At 63.8% G+C, this 17,736-nt stretch carries 19 protein-coding genes; 12 read left to right on the top strand and 7 right to left on the bottom strand.

The annotated features are described in order from the left end of the window. Positions 1-521: 521 nt before the first annotated feature. Together ADIAG_RS12185 and ADIAG_RS21630 are read left to right on the top strand one after the other, a co-directional pair. The gene (locus ADIAG_RS12185; RefSeq protein ID WP_007271682.1) at positions 522-833 is read left to right on the top strand and encodes a hypothetical protein; all 312 of its coding nucleotides are present in this window, start codon (positions 522-524) and stop codon (positions 831-833) included. A gap of 262 nt (positions 834-1,095) precedes the next feature. After that, complete coding sequence (locus tag ADIAG_RS21630; protein WP_161623959.1) at positions 1,096-1,233, top strand: hypothetical protein; 138 nt, start codon at positions 1,096-1,098, stop codon at positions 1,231-1,233. Positions 1,234-1,850: 617 nt separating this feature from the next. On the opposite strand, the gene ADIAG_RS12180 is transcribed toward ADIAG_RS21630, so the two are convergent. Beyond that, positions 1,851-2,279, bottom strand: a complete 429-nt coding sequence (locus tag ADIAG_RS12180) for an arsenate-mycothiol transferase ArsC (protein WP_007271680.1) — start codon at positions 2,277-2,279, stop codon at positions 1,851-1,853. Between the two features lie 207 nt (positions 2,280-2,486). On the opposite strand from ADIAG_RS12180, the gene dxs reads away from it, so the two are divergent. Genes dxs through ADIAG_RS12165 form a run of 3 tightly spaced genes read left to right on the top strand, consistent with a single transcriptional unit; the run spans position 2,487 to position 5,636 of the window. Further along, on the top strand, positions 2,487-4,454 hold the full coding sequence (gene dxs, locus ADIAG_RS12175) for a 1-deoxy-D-xylulose-5-phosphate synthase (protein ID WP_007271679.1): 1,968 nt from the start codon (positions 2,487-2,489) through the stop codon (positions 4,452-4,454). Further along, entirely contained in the window at positions 4,451-5,050 is a 600-nt protein-coding gene (locus ADIAG_RS12170) for a DUF402 domain-containing protein (protein WP_007271678.1), read from the top strand. The genes dxs and ADIAG_RS12170 overlap by 4 nt, the downstream gene beginning before the upstream one ends. 13 nt (positions 5,051-5,063) lie before the next feature. After that, a complete protein-coding gene (locus tag ADIAG_RS12165; RefSeq protein ID WP_007271677.1) occupies positions 5,064-5,636 on the top strand; it encodes a hypothetical protein in 573 nt (190 codons plus the stop codon). A 277-nt stretch (positions 5,637-5,913) separates the two neighbouring features. On the opposite strand, the gene ADIAG_RS12160 is transcribed toward ADIAG_RS12165, so the two are convergent. After that, positions 5,914-6,564 carry a maleylpyruvate isomerase family mycothiol-dependent enzyme gene (locus ADIAG_RS12160; protein WP_007271676.1) on the bottom strand — a complete coding sequence of 217 codons (651 nt, stop codon included), beginning with the start codon at positions 6,562-6,564 and terminating at the stop codon, positions 5,914-5,916. A gap of 200 nt (positions 6,565-6,764) precedes the next feature. On the opposite strand from ADIAG_RS12160, the gene ADIAG_RS12155 reads away from it, so the two are divergent. Next, entirely contained in the window at positions 6,765-7,490 is a 726-nt protein-coding gene (locus ADIAG_RS12155; RefSeq protein WP_268744248.1) for a DinB family protein, read from the top strand. Between the two features lie 96 nt (positions 7,491-7,586). On the opposite strand, the gene argG is transcribed toward ADIAG_RS12155, so the two are convergent. Beyond that, complete coding sequence (gene argG / locus ADIAG_RS12150; protein ID WP_007271674.1) at positions 7,587-9,014, bottom strand: argininosuccinate synthase; 1,428 nt, start codon at positions 9,012-9,014, stop codon at positions 7,587-7,589. A 183-nt stretch (positions 9,015-9,197) separates the two neighbouring features. On the opposite strand from argG, the gene ADIAG_RS12145 reads away from it, so the two are divergent. The 6 genes from ADIAG_RS12145 to ADIAG_RS12120 all read left to right on the top strand — a co-directional run bounded on the left by ADIAG_RS12145 (position 9,198) and on the right by ADIAG_RS12120 (position 15,079). Beyond that, a complete protein-coding gene (locus tag ADIAG_RS12145) occupies positions 9,198-10,181 on the top strand; it encodes an aldo/keto reductase (protein WP_007271673.1) in 984 nt (327 codons plus the stop codon). A 3-nt stretch (positions 10,182-10,184) separates the two neighbouring features. Continuing rightward, positions 10,185-11,249: a nucleoside hydrolase gene (locus ADIAG_RS12140; RefSeq protein ID WP_007271672.1), complete on the top strand. Its 1,065-nt coding sequence runs from the start codon at positions 10,185-10,187 to the stop codon at positions 11,247-11,249. Positions 11,250-11,360: 111 nt separating this feature from the next. Continuing rightward, a complete protein-coding gene (locus ADIAG_RS12135) occupies positions 11,361-12,167 on the top strand; it encodes a hypothetical protein (RefSeq protein ID WP_007271671.1) in 807 nt (268 codons plus the stop codon). Further along, positions 12,168-12,935: an energy-coupling factor transporter transmembrane component T gene (locus tag ADIAG_RS12130; protein ID WP_007271670.1), complete on the top strand. Its 768-nt coding sequence runs from the start codon at positions 12,168-12,170 to the stop codon at positions 12,933-12,935. Continuing rightward, complete coding sequence (locus ADIAG_RS12125; protein WP_007271669.1) at positions 12,932-14,326, top strand: ATP-binding cassette domain-containing protein; 1,395 nt, start codon at positions 12,932-12,934, stop codon at positions 14,324-14,326. The genes ADIAG_RS12130 and ADIAG_RS12125 overlap by 4 nt, the downstream gene beginning before the upstream one ends. Positions 14,327-14,416: 90 nt before the next feature. Continuing rightward, the gene (locus tag ADIAG_RS12120) at positions 14,417-15,079 is read left to right on the top strand and encodes a hypothetical protein (RefSeq protein WP_043474812.1); all 663 of its coding nucleotides are present in this window, start codon (positions 14,417-14,419) and stop codon (positions 15,077-15,079) included. A gap of 4 nt (positions 15,080-15,083) precedes the next feature. Here ADIAG_RS12120 and ADIAG_RS12115 read toward each other — a convergent pair whose 3' ends face one another. From ADIAG_RS12115 to ADIAG_RS12100, 4 genes are all read right to left on the bottom strand, one after another. Beyond that, complete coding sequence (locus ADIAG_RS12115; RefSeq protein WP_007271667.1) at positions 15,084-15,719, bottom strand: cysteine hydrolase family protein; 636 nt, start codon at positions 15,717-15,719, stop codon at positions 15,084-15,086. A gap of 115 nt (positions 15,720-15,834) precedes the next feature. Continuing rightward, positions 15,835-16,314, bottom strand: coding sequence for a QcrA and Rieske domain-containing protein (locus ADIAG_RS20300; RefSeq protein ID WP_007271666.1), 480 nt, complete (start codon positions 16,312-16,314; stop codon positions 15,835-15,837). Between the two features lie 86 nt (positions 16,315-16,400). Next, positions 16,401-16,832, bottom strand: coding sequence for a Rieske (2Fe-2S) protein (locus ADIAG_RS12105; RefSeq protein ID WP_007271665.1), 432 nt, complete (start codon positions 16,830-16,832; stop codon positions 16,401-16,403). Positions 16,833-16,910: 78 nt separating this feature from the next. After that, positions 16,911-17,612: a class I SAM-dependent methyltransferase gene (locus ADIAG_RS12100; protein WP_007271664.1), complete on the bottom strand. Its 702-nt coding sequence runs from the start codon at positions 17,610-17,612 to the stop codon at positions 16,911-16,913. Between the last annotated feature and the right edge of the window lie 124 nt (positions 17,613-17,736).

Here is a 17,736-nt window from a genome sequence, read left to right as displayed (position 1 = left end):
GTTCGGTGTCGCCCATGTGGGCGAATGCGGATGTCAGTTGCGTGTTGGTCTCAAATCGGGCAATTACACGGGGGTCTGCCAGCACGCTTGCGGTGTGCTGAAAATCACGGTTAATGGAGACTAACCCAAATCGGCGTCAAGCGAAACCATGCAGTCTCTTTTGGTCGGCGGAGTGTCTTCGGCCGAAGCTTTAGGTGCCTTGCCGCAGCGAGCGGGAATGATCGTCCCGTTGCGCCGGGTCCGCCTCGGGGACTGAGCCCTGGGAGTGCGCCCGTGTGGTGATCTAAGGCAGGGTCTAGGAGTGGCGGGGGCCTCGAGCCCGCTCATCGTCGGCCAGCTGTGATCCGTTCGGGCACCAATATGGCGTCGTGGGTGACGTCGGAATCGAAAGCACCAACTCAGCCCCACAAACTCTCGATCACGTTTCGTGAAGCACCATTTGAAACACTGGCGGATAAAAGTCAGGTTTCGTGTATGACTGTGGTCATGTCGCTCTCATCTCTCACCTGCCGGAGGTCCCCGTGATCAAACATCTACTTTCCACTATGGCCGAGGTTGACACGGTTGCGCTGGCCTTGACGTTGTTGCCTGCCACTGTCGACGCGAAGCCAGCCCTGGCCTCGGAAACAGTCACTACGGTGACGTCCACGCTTCCTGTTGCCAAGAATGCCGCATCCACCACCGACGAGCGTTCAACGGGCCCGTCATCGACTTCGAGCGTCCGTCTGGACGTAGCCACGCCGGCGCTGGTGCCGATTATCGGGTTCATACTGGGGATGGTTGTCAGGTACGGGATCAAGCACGTCATCAAGGTATTCGGGAAACAGGACTAAAGAAGGCCCTGAGGCAGAAGACGCTGAGCCTGAACGCGAACAAGTGGAACCACATTATGCAGAAGAGGCACAACTGGCATAAGTTTGGGGCTCAAGGTAACAGGGGCAAGGCCGCAGACCTCCTGACGAATGCAGTGGCAAACGGTTAGAGGTACAACCGCGGTACGCAGGCTTATGAATACCGCTGGGTGCACAAGGGAAAGCCGATCATCGCCGTGGTATCCAAGAAAACCGGCGAGATCTCAGACGGATGGGTGACGTAATGTCAGTAGCAGTCACGCCGATCATCGAGGCCATCGAGGCCAAGGATCCGAAGACGGCTGCAGGTCTGGCGATCGAACAGAAACCAGAGCTGCTCGTGGAGGCATTCGACTACCACCGGATCGCCGAGGACACGTAGCCCTACCTGGAGTTTGTCCGGGAATGAATCGCTGTCGCCCATCCACTGGACAAGCCGCATATCGCCAGCTGGATTCTCAACGGATCCGTCGCCGACTTCTCTTACCTCGAAGTGCAGACTGAAGCCGCCGCACTTATGGCATCATCGGTACGAACCGCAAAGGATCACCTGGCGGATCTCCTGGAGGAAACGAAGCTCTTGTCGCGAAGCCCCGAAGCGGGATTTACTAAGGACCAGGTCATCGAATACCGGGACGCGGCAGCTAGGCTGCGCGAGTTGTCCATCCCGTAAGCGTCACTCCAACAAAAGCGGCGCTAAACGGCGCCGCTTTTGCGTTGCTGGGCCCGATCCTCATCGTGGCACTATTTGCCTTCCCCGATCACACGGCCGGCTGACCCAAGGAATCTTTCCGCGGCCGCAGCTGTACGGATGCTTCCCGTGCGCAATCCAAGGTTGCGCTCGACGGGTCAGCCGAGGACTCGATCCGCATTTCAGGCTTGCTTACTAGCCAATCGCGTGCTCCTCGTTTTTCGGCACGGTCGATCGGGCCTTCCTCGTTGATGGGGAAGTAGGGGTATCCAGACTCCGGATATGGGGCGGACCGTTGGCTTGTAGTCCTACTCGGCGGCGGAGCCCAGCTCCTTGGCCAGTTCCGAGACTCGGGCGGCAAGATCCTCGCGTAGGAACTCCATGCGCTCGTGATCGGTGGCCAGTGAGGCCGGGGCCTCAGCCGGTACCCAACGTTCCATGGGGACCCCCTCGAGTTCTGGGACCTGGGCCTCGCCCACAATGATCACCTTATCGGCAGCCCGCAGCGCCTCATCGCTCAGCGCGCTGGGAACCTCGGAGCGCATATCCGCGCCGACTTCCTCCGCCACTGAGGCGACCAACTCGTTGACGTGGTGCGCAGGGATGAGCCCGGCGGACTGGACCTGCACGGAATCGCCCGCGGCTCGGCGAAGCAACGCGGCGGCAAGCTGGGATTTGCCACCGTTGGTGTTGCAGACGAAGAGGACCGTGGGCCCGGAACTGTTCGACGAAGTCATGGTGCGGTGCGTCCTTAGAATTGTCGGTGGAAGGGGGAAACGGGAAGGGTTCCCATGAAGTGATCCTATGCGCGGGCAATGAACGTTGCCCAATACCTGTCCACCGACGAATGCACAGGGATGTGGCGTACACCGCGATGGTGTCCGGGTCCAAATCCTGAGCGGTAGGATTGAGTGGGTATTTGTCATCTTGAAAGGACTGCATCCGTGCCATTGCTTCAGACCATTAAGGAACCGCGGGACCTTCGTGGCTTGGACGCGGCCCAAATGCAGCAGCTTGCCCAGGAAATCCGCGATTTCCTGATCAAGAACGTGGCCCGCACCGGCGGGCACCTGGGCCCGAACCTCGGCGTGGTCGAACTGACCCTGGGAATCCACCGGGTCTTCGATTCACCCACGGACTCCATCATCTTTGATACCGGGCACCAGTCCTACGTGCACAAGCTGCTCACCGGACGCCAAGACTTCTCCACCTTGCGCCAGGCCGGAGGCCTCTCCGGGTACCCAGAGCGCGCCGAATCGGTGCACGACATCGTCGAGTCCTCCCACGCTTCTTCCTCGCTTTCATGGGCCGACGGAATTTCCCGGGCCCGCAAACTCACCGGGGAAGCCGAACGCTACGTGGTCGCGATGGTCGGTGACGGTGCGCTGACTGGCGGCATGGCCTGGGAAGCGGTGAACAACATTGCCGCGGACAAGGATCGTCGCGTGGTGATCGTGGTCAATGACAACGGTCGCTCCTACGCCCCGACCATTGGCGGGATCGCGGACCAGCTGGCAGGGCTGCGCCAGCGTCTGGACCAGTTCCGTACGCACCCTGCCTACGAAGACACCATGGACAAGCTCAAGACGCGGCTGAAGGACTCGGGCGCCGTGGGCCAGTTCGCCTATAAGTCCTTGCACGCCACCAAGAAGGGCATCAAGGACTGGTGGGCACCCCAGGGCCTCTTTGAAGACCTGGGCATGAAATACATCGGCCCGATCGACGGGCACAACCAGGCCTCCGTGGACGAGGCCCTGCTCCAGGCAAGGAAGTTCGCCGGCCCGGTGATCGTGCACGTGCTGACAGAAAAGGGTCGCGGCTACGCGCCGGCCCGCGCCAACGAAGCGGACCAGTTCCACGCCGTGGGCGTGATTGACCCGCAGACCGGTGAGCCGATTTCCAAGGCCTCGGCACGGTCCTGGACTTCCGTCTTTGGTGAGGAAATCGCCGACATCGCCGACGAGCGCGATGACATCGTTGCCATCACCGGTGCGATGCTGCAACCGGTGGGCCTGAAGACCATGTCCGAGCGACACCCCGAGCGGGTCTTGGACGTGGGCATCGCCGAACAGCACGCCATGACCTCCGCCGCCGGTCTGGCCTTCGGCGGCCTGCACCCGGTGGTCTGCGTCTATGCGACCTTCCTGAACCGCGCGTTTGACCAGCTGCTCATGGACGTGGCCCTGCACAAGGCAGGGGTCACCGTGGTGCTGGACCGCGCCGGTGTCACCGGGCCGGACGGGCCCAGCCACCACGGGATGTGGGACATGGCGCTGATGCAGATCGTGCCCAACCTTCACCTGGCAGCCCCGCGCGACGCGGTGCGGTTGCGCGAGGAACTGCGCGAGGCCGTGGCTATTTCCGATGCACCCTCGGTGGTGCGCTTTTCCAAGGGCAACGTCGGGGCGGAAATTGTGGCTACCGCTCGCCTGCACGACGGGGTCGACGTTCTGGCCAAGCTCGGTGCCGGGGAGGAACGCGACGTGCTGATCGTCTCTGTCGGCGCGATGAGCGAACTCTGCCTGGATGTTGCCGGGCGGCTGAACGCCCAAGGCATCACCGTCACCGTGGTCGATCCACGCTGGGTGTTGCCGGTGCCGCGCTCCATCATCGGCCTGGCCGCACGCCACCGCATCGTGGTCTGCGTCGAGGACGGGGTCCGCGCCGGTGGCGTGGGCTCTCGCATCCGCCAGGAAATGCGCGCAGCGGGCGTCGACACTGCCCTGAACGAGGTCGGCCTGCCCACCGAATTCCTGGCCCATGGCAGCCGCGACCAGGTCCTGGAGCGGGTCGGTCTGACCGCAGACCGGATCGCCAACGACACCCTGGCGCAGGTGCTGGGCACCAAGGTCCCCTTCGCGCGGCCGTTGCCCGGGGCCGAAATGCCGACCGGACAGATTCCTCAGCTGTGAACGCGGCAGCACCGGTGCCAGCAAGCCTTCCGCGGGACCTCACCGGAGCCATCCCCGGGGACCTGGTGGTCGCTCGAGCCTGGAAATACGACGGGACCCCGCACTGGGTGGTTCCCGGACGCTACCTAGGTGAAGACGATCACGGCCAGTGGGTCTATCAGCCGACCGGATCCCTGGTCTCGCGCCCCGGCCACGGCCATTGGGCCGAGTCCGATGCCGTCTGCCTCATCCCACACACCGGATCGTGGCTTGGGACCTTCTACGACGACGCGGACGAGGACTTCCGCACCTACCTGGACCTCTCCACTCAGATCGGCTGGCGGACCCTGGCCCGCGGCGGCTGGGAAGTGAACTCGGTGGATATGGACCTCGACGTCGTCGACTCGCGTTCCCGCGGCCTCTACCTGGATGACGAGGACGAATTCGCTGAACACTCCGCGCTGATGCGCTATCCACGCCGTCTGGTGGAGGCCATCGACGCCGAGGCCCGCACCTTGCTTGACGCCGTCGGCTCGCATCTGGCGCCCTTCGACGGCACCGCCCATGGCTGGCTGATACGCGGCCGCACGGAATTTTCACGGACATCATCCCGCTAAGGAGCACCACCACATGTCAATCATCCGCACCTACCGCCGCGACGACGCTGGAACCCTACTCTTCCGCGAGGCCTGGTTCACCAGCTACGAGGGCGAGGAAGTGGGCCAGTTCGTGGTCAACCACGGAACCGTCGGGAACCTGTCGAAGACCGAGACCGCCAAGGACGTCAACGAGGCCACCGCAGAGGGGCTGCTGGCAGCCTTTGGTGAAGCCTGCATCGAAGATGGCTTCGCTGCCATCACGGACGCCGACCAGGGCTGGGTCATCGTGCAGTACGCGCTGAAGACCGCCGAGGGCACCGACCGTGACCGCTACCTGGAATCCACTGCCAAGGAAGCCCTGACCGGGCACCTGGCCTGGCGTGGCCTGGGCACCGTGGAGTCCTCGGATTTCGCCCCCCGCAAGCTGAACATCCGCATCCTGTCCCCGGAACCCAAGAAGGCAGTCGCGGCGATCAAGACCTGCCTGCGCGGGGCCAAGCTCGACTTCACCAAGCTCTCCATCGCCACCGCACCGTTCGAGGACGTGAACAAGCTGCGGCAGGCCTACCCGTTGCCGGCCAAGACGCCGTTCACCCTGGAATAAGCATGCAACGACTACGCCCGGCCACGAGGAATTGTGGCCGGGCGTTGTGCTGTGTTGTGTGCCTCCAGATTCCTCCGGCGGTGTGCTGAACCCCTATTCGAGGGTTGCATCGGAGATGACCAAGCCCTACTCCGGGTCCGCTGCCAACCTCGTGTTCCTTAGCTCCCGGATCATCCAGAGGAAGTTCTTCCCCGACTCGTGAGAGACGAAATGACTGCCAAGGGCCTGTACCCCAATCAAGGCTGTCGGGCTGCGACCCCACCCCCGGGGCATCACGTCAGGCCCTGGTACACCGGGCAAACAGGGTATCGACGCCGTCTCCGGTGAGCTGCTGGCAATAGGCTCCACGCCCGGCCACGGCCATCACCAGCGCCATAGTGATGCCGGTGACCAACGGGCCGGTGTCGCCGGAGGTGAACGGGCCGTCGGTGGCTTGGAGCCGCAACCCGGCACTGGTCGTCTTGCTCGGAACCGTGAAGTCGCCCTTGACCAGGAATCGGGCGACCGCTGTTGTAGCGTCGATATTGGCCTGGTGTTTGATGCCCAGCGGATGGCGGATGTCTTGGCCGTGGATGAGTACTTCGCCCACCCAGGCCTCGATCGGCCCAAACGTCGAGGTGGTACTGGTGCGTATCGCGTGGAAGCGCGCGAGCGTTTCGGTGGGTCTAGCTCCGAGGTGCTCGGCCAAACGCCGGTCGTTGTGCAGATCGAAATTAAACTTGGCGGCCACGGCACTGGTGACCCAACGTGCCGGACCGATGCTTGCCGCCGCAGTCAGGTGCGCCACGACCTCTTCCACGTTCCACCGTCCGCACAGTGAGCGGGATGCCCATTGCTTTTCGTCGAGGTCGGCAAGGTCCCGGGCCAGGGCCGCGCGCTCAACGTGAGCCCAGGACCAGAGCTGATTCCGTGCAATCTTCTGCGGCAAAGTGTCTCCGAACGTGGGCAACGTGGTGTGTTCAGAAAGTCTAGCAACTAGGTGCTGGTCGAGGCCTTCAGCTGCCACCGCCTGGGTGATAGCGTGGGTCCGCGGCCACCGCGCCCCATCTTGCCAGCCGGCCAGTACGGGGGAGCGCACCTACGGGAGAAATAGGAACCCCCATGGCAGTCTTCGATTGACATGATGACTTGCACGGAGCGCGGTTCAAGGATGTGGACCTGAGCGGGTCCAGGTACAGCGACTGCATCCTCACCGACGCGGTGATGCGTGGGGTCGACGCGCGGGGAATCGACATCGATGACCCATGGCTGCTTCGGGACGGGGGAGTGCTGAGGGTCAATGGCGTCGACGTCGTGCCGTTCGTGCGGGACCAATTGTTGCGTCGCTTCCCGGGGATGGCTCTGATGCGGGCGGCGGACCCCGAGGGTTTGCGCGCCGCATGGGCGGCCGTCGAGCATGCTTGGGAATCCACGCTGGAACGCGTGGCGGCAATGACGGCCGGGACCATCGGGGCGTCGGTGGACGGGGAATGGTCGTTCGCGCAGACGCTGCGCCACCTGGTGATGGCCACCGACATCTGGCTTCGCCGGACCATCTTGGGCATCGAAGCTCCGTTCCACCCGCTGGGCCTGCCCTTTGACGGCTACGCGGAGGCCGGCTATGACGCCTCCGCCTTCGCGCCAGGTGTTCCCGAATACGCCGAGGTGCTCAAGGCCAGGGCCGGGCGCTTGGCCATGGTGCGGGAATTCCTGGCCGAACTCGACCACGATGAGTTGGGCGAGGCGAAGCAGAACCCCTGGAACCCGGAGAGCAGCGAGAACACGCGGTCCTGCCTGCACGTGATCCTGTTGGAGGAGTGGGAGCACCTCCGCTTTGCCGTGCGCGACCTTGACGCACTCGAAAATCGTGGTTGACGCCGGACACAAAAAACGGGCGAGGCCTTTGACCGATTTCTCGGTGAAAAGCCCCGCCCGCTTTGGCAACCTCATGAGGTCACCGGTGTTGCATTTTTAGTCAGTGCCCGAATCGAAGGCTGCGCGCTCCAAGGCGCGATCGGTAGCCAGGTCATCGGCGTCGACTGCCTCGGCGTCGACGATTGCCGAAGCTCCGCCTGCCTCAAGCTCTCCGACGAGTTCGACGGTCTTGTTGCCCAACAGGCCCTGGGCCGCGTACTGCTCCAGGCGCGAGCGGGAATCGGCGATGTCTAGGTTACGCATGGTCAGCTGGCCAATGCGGTCCAGCGGGCCGAAGGCCGAGTCGCCCACGCGCTCCATGGAGAGCTTGTCCGGGTGGTAGCTGAGGTTCGGACCCTCGGTGTTCAGCACCGTGTAGTCATCGCCGCGGCGCAGGCGCACGGTGACGGTGCCGGTGACGGCGGAGCCGACCCAGCGCTGCAAGGACTCGCGCATCATCAAGGCCTGCGGGTCCAGCCAGCGACCTTCGTACATCAGACGGCCTAGGCGACGACCCTCGGTGTGGTAGTTGGCCACGGTGTCTTCGTTGTGGATGGCGTTGAGCAGGCGCTCGTAGGTGATGTGCAGCAGTGCCATGGCCGGGGCCTCGTAGATGCCACGGGACTTCGCTTCGATGATGCGGTTTTCGATCTGGTCACTCATGCCCAGACCGTGGCGGCCGCCGATCTTGTTGGCCTCGTCGACCAATGCCACGGCATCGGCGAATTTCACGCCGTTGATCGCGACGGGGCGGCCGGCCTCGAAGGTCACCGACACGTCTTCGGTCTTGATGGCGACCGATTCGTCCCAGTAGCGCACGCCCATGATCGGCTGGACCGACTCCAAGGAGGTGTTCAGCAGTTCGAGGGTCTTGGCCTCGTGGGTGGCGCCCCAGATGTTGGCGTCGGTGGAGTAAGCCTTTTCGGCCGAGTCACGGTAGGGGAAGTTGCGCTCAATGAGCCATTCGCTCATTTCCGAGCGACCGCCGAGCTCCTGCACGAATGCTGGGTCGAGCCACGGCTTGTAGATGCGCAGCTTCGGGTTCGAGAGCAGTCCATAGCGGTAGAACCGCTCAATGTCGTTGCCCTTGTAGGTTGAGCCATCGCCCCACACGTCCACGCCGTCTTCGCGCATGGCACGCACCAGCAGGGTGCCGGTGACGGCGCGGCCCAGCGGGGTGGTGTTGAAGTAGGCCTTGCCGCCGGAGCGGATGTGGAAGGCGCCGCAGGCCAGGGCCACGAGCCCCTCTTCGACCAGGGCAGGCTTGCAATCGACCAGGCGAGCGGCTTCGGCTCCGTACTCCAGGGCACGGCCCGGGACTGCATCAATATTCGGTTCATCGTACTGGCCAAGGTCGCCGGTGTACGTGTAAGGGATGGCACCCTTTTCACGCATCCAGGCAACGGCTACGGAAGTATCAAGGCCACCGGAGAACGCGATACCTACGCGTTCGCCAACGGGCAGGGAGGTGAGGACTTTAGACATGGTCCCCATCCTATAGCGTGTTTGGGGGTTTCCGAGGAATAATGACAAGACTGCCGGGCGACATGCGACGCCCCCGAAAGGCAGGTCATACTTGGATTTTCCAGGCACGTGGTTGCAGATCCGTGTAAGCGGGACCTTCGCGGGTAGCACTGGATGCATAATTATTTGAAGGGATGAATCCTTATGAGCACTGTGGAGTATCGCCGTTTGGGCAATTCTGGGCTGGTGGTTTCGGTGGTGGGGCTGGGCTGCAATAACCTGGGCAGGACCGGCACCGCGACCGCGGAGCAAGCCGGAACTGATGCTGTCATCAATGCCGCCCTTGAGTCGGGAATCACATTCTTCGACGTGGCCGATACCTACGGTAAGGAACCGGGACTGTCCGAAACCATGCTCGGCAAGGCACTGGGAAAGCGCCGGGACGAGGTAGTCATCGGCACCAAGTTCGGGATGGACATGGGGGGCGCCAACGGCAACGACTTCGCAGCACGCGGTTCGCGGCGCTACATCATCCGTGCCGTGGAAGCTTCGCTGCGACGCCTGGGCACCGACTACATCGACCTCTACCAATTCCACACCCCCGACCCGCTCACCCCCATCGCCGAGACCCTGACGGCACTCGATGACCTGGTGACCGCCGGGAAAGTGCGCTACCTGGGCCACTCGAACCGCGCCGGATGGCAGATCGCCGAGGCCGAGTTCACCGCCCGCGCCACCGGCACCGCACCGTTCATCTCCTCGCAGAACCACTACAACCTGCTGGACCGGCGTGCCGAACTCGAGGTGGTGCCGGCCGCGGAAGCCTACTGCCTAGGGCTGCTTCCCTACTTCCCGCTGGCCAACGGACTACTGACCGGCAAGTACTCCGCCGGGGCGGCCCCGGACGGGTCCCGGCTGACCCACGCACGCCAACACCTCATGGACACCGTGGACTTCGGACAGTTGCGCCAATTTTCCGACTTCGCCCGTGGACGCGGCTTCACCGAACTCCAGATCGCCTTCTCTTGGCTGGCCGCGCAGCCGGCGGTGGCCAGCGTCATCGCCGGGGCCACCCGCCCCGAACAAGTGAGGCAAAATGCCGCGGCGGTTGCTTGGTGCCCAGGAGCCGAGGATCTGGCGGAGCTCGACGAGATCTTCCCCCAGGTCCCGAAGATCGCGCTGTTCTAGCTGATGGGCGCTGCGCGCAGCAGGATCCTGCTGGATAACGACACTGGGATCGATGATGCATTGGCATTGGCCTATCTGGCCGCCTGTGAGCACGTCGAGATCGTGGCCGTCACCTCCTCACCGGGGAACGTGGACGCCGAGGCTGTCGCTGCCAACAACCGGGCACTGCTGGCCCTGTGCGGGCAGCCGGCGGTGCCGGTGCTGATCGGTGCGCGGCAACCGCTGCGCGTCGCGCTGGTGACCACCCCGGAAACCCACGGCCCACAGGGGGTGGGCTACGCGACGCTGCCCGCACCTCCCGGACCGGGGGAGGAGAGCCTTGACGCGATCGACTTCTGGATCGAGGCGGCCCGGGCCGAACCCGGGGAACTGATCGCGCTATTCACCGCCCCGCTGACCAACTTCGCGCTCGCCCTGCGCCGCGAGCCACGCTTACCCTGGTTGTTGGGAAAAGTGGTGATCATGGGCGGTGCCTTCTACCACCAGGGCAACACCACCCCGACGGCCGAATGGAACACCCACGTGGACCCGCATGCCGCCGCCGAAGTTTTTGCCGCTTACAGCGCCGCGGCCGAGGCCGGTCTGGACACCGAGAAACTCCCTATTCTTTGCTCGCTGGACACCACCGAACGCTTCGAGATGCGCCCGGAACTCCTCACCGATCTGGCCGCTGCGGCGCACTGCACCGCCCCCGAGATTGTCAGCGAGGCTGATCCGTCCGGGACCCGCAGCGGCGCCTCGAACCCGCTGGTGCGCTACCTCAGTGATGCGTTGCGTTTCTACTTCGAATTCCACCGTGACTACGACCAGGGTTACATCGCCCACGTGCACGACTTCTTTGCCGCAGGTATCGCCGCCGGCACCATGGAACACCGCACCCGGGCCGCGACCGTGGCCGTGGAGACAGAATCCCCGCTGCTGATCGGCACCACCGTGGCCGATTTTCGCGGGCTCTGGGGCAAAGCCGCCAACGCCCACGTGGTGTCGTGGAACGACCCGGATGCCGGATTCGCCGAGCTGGTGGACCGGCTCGGCGCCCTGGCCCGGCAGCTGGATCCGATGGGCTGAGCGGTCGGCTAGAATCGTTGATCGGGTCGAGGTGACATAGGCTCGTTTCCTGCTCCCCGAGCGCCACGGACCTGTTCCCGGCGCCCCCGCACCCGAGGAATGTCCTCCGCCATGTCACAGTCTCTGCTCCTGCCCGAGAATCACACCGGGCCCCTGCTGCGCCGCCGCTTCCTGGCCGTCGCCGCCGTATTGCTGCTCGCCGGCACCTATACCGTCCTGGTGCTGACCCACCCGGCCGGACTCACCGATGGTCTAGGCCAAACCGTCGCCCTGGCCACCTTCGCCGCCTACCTAGCCGCGGCGCTGATGCTGCTGGCAGCGGTGCTGCCCGATCTGCCGGTGGCCACCCTGAGCCTGATCCCGGTGGCCTTGGCCCTGAACATCGTGCTGGGCCAATTCGTCGGCTCGGTATTCATCCCGCTGTACCTGGATTCCCTGGGCACCGTGCTGGTCGGCTTCCTGGCCGGCCGCCGCGCCGGGGCAGCCACCGGTGTGCTGGGCACGCTGATCTGGTCCCTGTTCAACCCGACGGTACTTCCCTTCGCCGCCGGGGCCGCGCTGGTGGGATTCCTGGCCGGTACCGCAGCCCGCTTCGGTGCGCTGCGCCGCCCCTACCTGGCTCCAATCGCGGGCCTAGGCGCCGGAGTGCTGGTCGGAGTTGCCTCCGCCCCGGTGGCAACCTTCGTCTTTGGCGGAACCTCCGGGGTAGGCACCGGTGCGGTGGTGGCGGCGTTCCGCTCGATGGGCGACTCGTTGCTGTCCGCGGTGACCAAACAGGCACTGATATCCGACCCCGGGGACAAGGCCATCGTCTTCCTGCTGGCCGCGCTGCTCATTTACGCACTGCCGGCCCGGCTGAATGGCGGATTCGCGTTTGTGCGCCGCCACCGGGTGCTTGGTTCGCGGGGCTCGCGCTAAGTGCACCAGTTGCCCCGCACCGGCCGGTTGCACCCGTTCACCGTGCTGGTGCTGGCCGCGGCCGTCGTGGCGATCACCACCGCGGCGGGCCGCTGGTGGCTTCACACCGCGGTGCTGGCCGGCTGCCTACTGCTCGCGGCCAGGGCCAAGCGCGCAGGGAAGCTGGTGCGACTGGGCGCGGTGATCCTGGTTCCGGCGTGGGGGTCGCACTTGCTGATCCACGGGCTGATCGACACCGGCGGAGGCCACGTGCTGGCGGCGGCAGGTCCGTTGCGGATCACCACCGAGGGATTGGTGACCGCCGGGCAACTGGGGCTGCGCACCGGGGTACTGGTGGTCGCCGGGTTGCTGTGCTCGATGCTGATTGACCGCCACGATCTGGTGGCCGCGGTGGACCTCTCGAGTGCCCCGCCGCAAGCCGGCTACCTGTTGGCCGCCACGCTGTCGTTGCTGCCCCGCTTGGCGCAGCGGCAGCGTGCCATCGGGCAGGCTCAGGCGCTGCGCGGGATACCTCTGGCTGCCGGGCCGCGTGGCTGGTGGAGGAGCGTGCGCTTACGCTCGGTGCCGTTGGTCCTCTCCTCGGTGCAGGATGCTGCCGACCGTTCCGCCTATCTGGCCGCACGCGGCTTCCCCGCGAAGGGCGCGCATACGCGCCTGCGCGAGGTTCCGGACTCGCCCGCCCAGTGCTGGGTGCGTCGAGTGGCGCTGGGAGCGATGGTGCTGGGACCGGTGGCGCTGCTGGCACCGACCTGGGTGGGACAAGGATGAGTCGCGGAAACCCGCTGTTCGAGGTTGAACTGGAGCGGTTCCGCTACTCCGGGGATGGCGACGATACACTGGCGGGCATCGGGTTGTCCTTGGAGGCAGGCTCGCTGACGGTCATTGTGGGAGACTCTGGCTCGGGCAAATCAACGCTGGGGGCCGTGCTGTGCGGGATGCTGCCGCGGCACGACGGCGAGGAACTGGAGGCAGTGTTCGAGATACAAGGCCAAACCATTCGACACGGCACCGGCAAGAGTGTGCGCATCGATCCGGTGGGATGGGCACGACATGTGGGCATGCTGCCCCAGGATGCTCGCCACTATCTCTCCGGGGTCCGCGAAACAGTGGCCGAGGAGCTGGCCGTGGGGCTGGAGAACGCCGGGGTGCCGCGCGCCCAGATGCACGCACGGATCACCGCGCTCGCCCACAGGTTGGGCCTCGGAGAATTGCTGGACCGTGACCCTGAGACGCTCTCCGGGGGCCAGGAGCGTCTGGTGGCACTCGCGGCGCTCACCCTGGATGGTGCGCCGGTGCTCATCTTGGATGAGCCGCTGGCCGGACTAGATGCCGCGGCTTCCGCGCGCGTGGCGGCCCTGCTGCAGCAATTACGCGCCGAGGGTACGGCGTTGGTACTGCTCACCCGGGCCGTGGACGGCTCGGTGGACGGAGCGGACCACATGCTGCGGCTGCGCGCCGGACGCTGCGAATCGGTGCCGGGCGAGCAAATCAGTATCCCGCGAAATGAGGTTTCTGCGCCGGACCGCCGGCACTCGCCCGGCACTGCGGCCTTGCTCGAATTCAGTGCCGCCGAGCTTGGTTACCCCGGCTCCGCGGCGTCTGCGGTGACGGGTCTGGATCTGTTGGTGCACGCCGGGGAATGCGTGGGGTTGGCCGGACCCAACGGCTCGGGCAAATCCACGGTGCTCAAGACCGCCGCGGGACTGCTGAACCTGCGAGCCGGAGTACTACGCCAGGGAACCAAGCGTGGAGCCGGCGTGGGGCTGTTGCTGCAGAACCCCGCCGACCAGCTTTTCGAGCGCACCGTCCACCGGGAGGTCGCCTTCGGTCTGCCGCGCAGCACTGCGGTGAAGATCCCCGAAGTGCTCGAATCACTGGGGCTTGCCGGCACGGGTGAAACCCACCCCTATGAGCTTCCCGCAGCAGCCCGCAGGCTCGTGGCATTGGCCACGGTGCTGATCCGCAGGCCGGCACTGTTGTTACTCGACGAACCCACAGAGGCGCTGGATGCCGGGGGACTTGAGGTGCTGCGAGCGGTGATTGGAAAGGTGCTGGACCGCGGTGGCGCGGTGCTGATTGCCAGTCACGACGAGGGGTTTCTGATCGGGGTGGCAGGGCGGATCCATCGGATGCAGCCCGTTGCGCAAGCGGCGCGATGACGTACTCTCCGGAAATTCTGAGCCTTTGGCCATGACGCGCAGGTAGGATCGAACGTTGTGGGGGACGGTTTTGATTTTATGGAGGGTACATTGTTCACGGATTTTGAGCGTTGGGAAGTGCTGGTCAAAGACCAGCGGCGCATTGGGGTGCGCTACCAATCGATGGCCTCAAATGTGCTGTTGACTCGGATGTTGGTCGACGAAGAGCCAGAGGTCTATCGCGCCGAATCACGGATTCGTTTGGATCCGAAGACCGATAACTGGGAAGTGAATCAGTTCCGGGACCAGAACCTCGATCGAGCGCAGATCATGCACCGGGATTCGGTCCGCTTCCCGACGCGGTCGATGCCGAGTTTCGGAGACATCCTGATGGTCATGAAGGCCGTGGAAGCAGCCGAGGAACAGTTCACATATTGGCGCCTGAGCGAGGTTTCGCGCGCAGCACAGGAGCCGGTCATCAACCAGCCCGATGAGCCCAATGCCTGGGTGAAGCGTGTGGGCCACTTCGAGGAGCTTCCCATCCCGCTGGGCATCACCCTGAAGGCCGAGCGCTATGAAGCGTGGGCCGATGGGTTGTTGGTGGCCACCCATTGGGTGAACAAACACAAGGAAGTAGTGTCTACCAACTGGGGCGACAGCCTGATCGCTTACCGTGTGCCAGGGTCCGCGAGCGAAGCCGGATGGCTTTCGCTCTCGGGCCTTGACGAGGGAGTCGTGTCATTCATGTCCCACGGATTCGACACCAACGGTTAAACCGTCAGTAGCCGCGCGAGGTGTCGGCTAGGTCCCGGGACGATTCCATCGTTGCAATGAACGCGTCGCTGGTGGTCGGGGTCGAGAACATCGGATAGTTGAAGCGCACCGCTGACTCGCCTTCCTCCACGGAGGTTGCTGCGACGGCATCGGTGAGCGTCACGACCTCGAATCCGCGCTCGTAGGCCGTGCGCATGGTGGACTCCACGCAGCAGTTGGTCAGGAAACCGGCCAACACTACCTTGCCGATTCCCTTGGATCGCAGGATGAAGTCCAGGTTGGTGCTGCCGAAAGCATCGAGTCCGCGTTTGCCCTCGATGACGATGTCGGTTGGCTGCGGGGCGAATCGTGCATCAATTTCCGCGCCCCACTGACCCTTAACGAACGCCGTCGCGTCGACCACGCCCTTGAGGATCCCGTACGGATGGGAAGAAATCTCGTTGTAGCCGGGGGCGAAACTGATGGGGGAATGGATGACGACAGCCCCATGCTCTCGTGCCGAGGCCAAGACTCTTGCGGCGTTATCGAGCGTCGAGTTTGCTTCGATCGAGTCCTTGACCGCGTCGTGCAGGACGCCGCCGGGGGATGTGAAGTCGTTTTGGAATTCGATGAACACGACGGCAGTTGACTCATTGGACATGGCGGTGCGGCTCCTTCAATCACGGGGAAATGAAGCGGGTAGGCACCCGGTGGGAGCCTACCCATGAACCTATGTTGCCCGGCAGTCCAAGGGAAGAGCCGGGACGGAAATCGTGCTAAACGTAGATCAGAACGTCGTCGTCCTTGATTTCTGCGGCGAACCGCTCCAACGCCTCTCGGGCGGGCCCCGCAACGGCCTTGCCATCCTCCGGCTGGAAGTAGGACCCATGGCAGGGGCAGTAGAAGTTATCCCCGTCCGGGGCCTTGACTGTCACGGCGCATCCCTGGTGCGTGCAAATAGCCGTGTAGGCCAACACGGTCTGCTCGTCTGGACGGAACAGCAGGAAGCCAGCCTGTTTGCCTGCCTCATCGCCCTGGGTACGTACTGCCGCCACCGACAGGCGTGTTCCCACCGGCAGCTCGGCCACGGTGGCCACGACGGTTCCCTCACCGGAGACTTCGGGAGCAGTAGAGGGCTCGTTATTCGGTGCAGCGGAGGAACCGTCGCCGCAGGCGGCCAGAGCGAGAGTGGCGCCGGTGGCCACGGTGGTACCGACAAAAGCGCGGCGCGAACAGGGCGGGATCGTGAAACTCATGAAACCCATCATTCCATGTCGGAATGGCTCTACGGCCCCATGGCCTGTGCGATGTCACTTACAGCAGCCCATTGCCACGAGCAGACTCAGAGGAAGATCCTCACCTCGGTGCTACCGACCTCCGTGGCGTAGCGGACCAACGGTGCCTTGGCGGGGCCTTGGATCACCGAACCGTCGAGCTTCGAAAACTCCGAGCCGTGGCAGGGGCATTTGAAGGTGGTGCCGGTTCCGGTACCAACGGAGCAACCCTGATGCGTGCACACCGCCGTGTAGGCCAGTACCGTCGCCTCGTCGGGACGATAGAGCAGGTAGTCGTGGCCCTGCACCGAGACCGAGGCGGTACCCTCCACGGGTAGTTTCGACAGTTCGACGGCGTTTTGAGCGGAGCCGCTGGGCTCTGGGACGTCTTGGGGTTTATTGCCCGATCCGCAGGCAACCAGACTTACCGAGGCTCCTGCGACCAGAGAAGCCCCGATGACGCTTCTGCGGGTAGGCATCAATTCGATGAACTGTTTCATAGCCACATTCTCGCGCAGAAACCTTGCAAGGTCGATGGATGGGCGGCTCTTACCCGTCGATGAGCGTCGTAAACACCATCATTGAGCGCGGAGTGCGAAGAAGATGAAGCTCAAGAACGAGTCTCGGTCTTTGAATTGTGGCGGGATGATCCCCGCAGGAGCATCAGAGGAGTATGGGGGTTCGCTGATGGTCTCGATTTGGAATCCTGCTTTGCTAAACGCGTCTGTCATGGCGTGCAAGGGCCGGTGCCAATACGTGAGGGTGCCCCGTTGGCCATTGAAAGAGTGCTCATCGGAGTACTTCGTGAGGTTGAAGTAGCCTTTTCCGGGATTTGTCAGTGGATAGAGGAGCGGATGGTTTACGGACATGATGAGCCTGCCTCCGGGCCGTAGAACGCGGCGTATCTCCTTGAGGGGGCTTACCCAGTCTGGCAAATAGTGGAAAACCAGTGAGGCAACAACATCATCAAACGAGTCATCTTCGAACGGAAGGGGCTGACCTAGATCGGCTACGAGTAGGTCGGCCTCGTCGCCAAGCCGCTGTCGAGCCAAGCGGATCATCTCTTTACTCGCGTCAAATCCCGTCATGATGGCACCGCGACTGCCGAGTGCTTTGGTTAGCGGTCCCGATCCACAACCGGCATCAAGAATTCGACGGTTTCGTGCGTCGCCTACAAGATCCAACACGGCCGGTCGTTCGTAGAATGCATTGATCAGACTGGATTCATTTTCGGTCGAGTACGCTTCGGCAAAAGAGTCGTAATTAGTGTCTGGCAACATTTACCGTTTCCTCCGGGGAACGCAGAAGTGGAGCACGAATTTTTATGAGACTAACAGTCTCATCTCACTTTTACCGGCATGAATCGGTACTTTCACCTGCCTGTTTCGGTCGCGGCAGGACCCT

The organism is Paeniglutamicibacter gangotriensis Lz1y, assembly GCF_000348945.1.
Taxonomy (GTDB): domain Bacteria; phylum Actinomycetota; class Actinomycetes; order Actinomycetales; family Micrococcaceae; genus Paeniglutamicibacter; species Paeniglutamicibacter gangotriensis.
This window is presented reverse-complemented; position numbering and strand designations above follow the sequence as displayed.

Bases quoted from the DNA above. Each gene is read 5' to 3' on its own strand.
- ADIAG_RS21630 (WP_161623959.1), top strand. From the start codon at position 1,096: ATGTCAGTAGCAGTCACGCCGATCATCGAGGCCATCGAGGCCAAGGAT.
- ADIAG_RS12180 (WP_007271680.1), bottom strand. From the start codon at position 2,279: ATGACTTCGTCGAACAGTTCCGGGCCCACGGTCCTCTTCGTCTGCAAC.
- ADIAG_RS12165 (WP_007271677.1), top strand. From the start codon at position 5,064: ATGTCAATCATCCGCACCTACCGCCGCGACGACGCTGGAACCCTACTC.
- argG (WP_007271674.1), bottom strand. From the start codon at position 9,014: ATGTCTAAAGTCCTCACCTCCCTGCCCGTTGGCGAACGCGTAGGTATC.
- ADIAG_RS12145 (WP_007271673.1), top strand. From the start codon at position 9,198: ATGAGCACTGTGGAGTATCGCCGTTTGGGCAATTCTGGGCTGGTGGTT.
- ADIAG_RS12140 (WP_007271672.1), top strand. From the start codon at position 10,185: ATGGGCGCTGCGCGCAGCAGGATCCTGCTGGATAACGACACTGGGATC.
- ADIAG_RS12135 (WP_007271671.1), top strand. From the start codon at position 11,361: ATGTCACAGTCTCTGCTCCTGCCCGAGAATCACACCGGGCCCCTGCTG.
- ADIAG_RS12125 (WP_007271669.1), top strand. From the start codon at position 12,932: ATGAGTCGCGGAAACCCGCTGTTCGAGGTTGAACTGGAGCGGTTCCGC.
- ADIAG_RS12115 (WP_007271667.1), bottom strand. From the start codon at position 15,719: ATGTCCAATGAGTCAACTGCCGTCGTGTTCATCGAATTCCAAAACGAC.
- ADIAG_RS20300 (WP_007271666.1), bottom strand. From the start codon at position 16,314: ATGAGTTTCACGATCCCGCCCTGTTCGCGCCGCGCTTTTGTCGGTACC.
- ADIAG_RS12105 (WP_007271665.1), bottom strand. From the start codon at position 16,832: ATGAAACAGTTCATCGAATTGATGCCTACCCGCAGAAGCGTCATCGGG.
- ADIAG_RS12100 (WP_007271664.1), bottom strand. From the start codon at position 17,612: ATGTTGCCAGACACTAATTACGACTCTTTTGCCGAAGCGTACTCGACC.